Here is a 2836-nt window from a genome sequence, read left to right on the forward strand (position 1 = left end):
TAAATCGGCACCCTGTAAATTGGCACCCCAGAAATAGGCACCTTGTAAATCGGCACTTTGTAAATTAGCAGCTTCTAAATTGGCACTTTGTAAATTAGCACTTTGTAAATTGGCACGTTGTAAATCGGCACCTTGTAAATTAGCGGCTTCTAAATTGGCACTATTTAAATCGGCACCATTTAACTTAACATTTCTTAAATCGGCACCTTGTAAATTAGCACTACTTAAATCGGCACCTTGTAATTTGGCATCTTGTAAATTAGCAGCTTTTAAATAGGCACTACTTAAATCGGCACCTTGTAATTTGGCATCTTGTAAATTAGCACCTTGTAAATTAGCACTACTTAAATCGGCACCTTGTAAATTAGCACCTTGTAAATTGGCAGCTTGTAAATTGGCAGCTTGTAAATTGGCACCTTGTAAATTAGCAGCTTCTAAATAGGCACCTTGTAAATTAGCACGCCATAAATCGGCAGAATGTAAATTTCTTTGGGAAGTGGGATTATTGAGAATATCCCAAACCCTTAACCATTTTGCATCTATCTGGGTATTTTTATTTAACTTTACATCTTTTAAATAGGCACTATATATATTGTTACCTTGTAAATAGGCACTATTTAAATCGGCACCTTGTAAATCGGCACCTTGTAAATCGGCACCTTGTAAATCGGCACTAGTTAAATCGACATCTTGTAAATTGGCACCATTTAAATTAGCACCCTGTAAATTGGCACGTTGTAAATCGGCACCCTGTAAATTGGCACCCCAGAAATCGGCACCCTGTAAATTGGCACCTCTTAAATTAGCACCCTGTAAATTAGCACCCACTAAATTGGCACCCTGTAAATTGGCATCATATAAATTGGCACCCTGTAAATTGGCATCTTGTAAATTAGCACCTTGTAATTTGGCATAATGTAAATTGGCACCTTGTAAATTGGCACCTTGTAAATCTCTTTGGGGAGTGGGAATATTGAGAATCTCCCAAACCCTTAACCATTTCGCATCTATCTGGGTATTTTTATTTAACTTTACATCTTTTAAATAGGCACTATTTAAATCGGCACCTTGTAAATCGGCACCTTGTAAATCGGCACCTTGTAAATCGGCACTAGTTAAATCGACATCTTGTAAATTGGCACCATTTAAATTAGCACCCTGTAAATTGACACCCCAGAAATCGGCACCCTGTAAATTGGCACCTTGTAAATAGGCACCCTGTAAATTGGCACCCTGTAAATTGGCACCATTTAAATTAGCACCTTGTAAATCTCTTTGGGGAGTGGGATTATTGAGAATCTCCCAAACCCTTAACCATTTTGCATCTATCTGAGTATTTTCATTTAACTTTACATCTTTTAAATAGGCACCTTGTAAATTGGCACCTTGTAAATTAGCACCTTGTAAATTAGCACTACTTAAATTGGCACCTTGTAAATCAGCACCTTGTAAATTTCTTTGGGGAGTGGGATTATTGAGAATCTCCCAAACTCTTAACCATTTTGCATCTATCTGGGTATTTTCATTTAACTTGGCACCATATAAATAGGCACCTTGTAAATTGGCACCTTGTAAATTGGCACCATATAAATAGGCACCATATAAATTGGCACCTTGTAAATTGGCAGCTTGTAAATTGGCAGCTTGTAAATTGTCACAATATAAATCGGCACCTTGTAAATAGGCACAATATAAATCGGCACCGTGTAAATTGGCACCTTGTAAATCGGCACCTTGTAAATAGGCACCGTGTAAATTGGCACTTTGTAAATCGGCACCTTGTAAATCGGCACCTTGTAAATTGGCACTTCCTAAACGGGCATCTCCTAAATTGGCACCTTGTAAATTGGCACCTTGTAAATTGGCACCTTGTAAATTGGCACCTTGTAAATTTCTTTGGGGAGTGGGATTATTGAGAATCTCCCAAACTCTTAACCATTTCTCTTCTATCTGAGTATTTTCATTTAACTTTACATCTTTTAAATAGACACCTCTTAAATTGGCATCTACTAAATTGGCACAATATAAATCGGCACCTTCTAAATTGGCACGCCAGAAATTGGCACCCTCTAAGTTGGCATAATGTAATTTGGCATCTTCTAAATTGGCATCCTGTAAATTGGCACTTTTTAAATTGGCATAATGTAATTTGGCACTTTGTAAATTAGCACTTTGTAATTTGGCACTTTTTAAATTGGCACCTTGTAAATTGGCATTCTGTAAATTAGCACCCCCTAAATCGGCACTTTTTAAATTGGCACCTTGTAAATCTCTTTGGGGAGTGGGAATATTGAGAATCTCCCAAACCCTTAACCATTTCTCTTCTATCTGAGTATTTTCATTTAACTTGGCACCTTGTAATTTGGCACCCTCTAAATAGGCACCCTCTAAGTTGGCACCCTGTAAATTGGCACCTTGTAAAGAGGCATACTCTAAATTGGCACTACTTAAATCGGCATCCTGTAAATTGGCACTCCAGAACATGGCACCCCAGAAATAGGCATCTTCTAAATTGGCACCCTGTAAATTGGCACCCTGTAAATTGGCACCCTGTAAATAGGCACTACTTAAATCGGCACCTTGTAAATCTCTTTGGGAAGTGGGAATATTGAAAATCTCCCAAACTCTTAACCATTTTGTATCTATCTGGGTATTTTCATTTAACTTAACATTTCTTAAATAGGCACCCTCTAAGTTGGCACCTTGTAAATTGGCACCCTCTAAGTTGGCACCCTCTAAGTTGGCACTTTTTAAATTGGCACTTTTTAAATTGGCACTTTTTAAATTGGCACTTTTTAAAGAGGCACTTTTTAAATTGGCACCTCTTAAATTAGCA

At 37.7% G+C, this 2836-nt stretch carries 1 protein-coding gene; it reads right to left on the reverse strand.

From position 1 onward, the window contains the following. A partial coding sequence (locus tag MW688_RS09000; RefSeq protein ID WP_486735632.1) for a pentapeptide repeat-containing protein occupies positions 1-2836 on the reverse strand: 2836 nt, incomplete at both ends.

It is taken from the genome of Johannesbaptistia floridana (assembly GCF_057440575.1).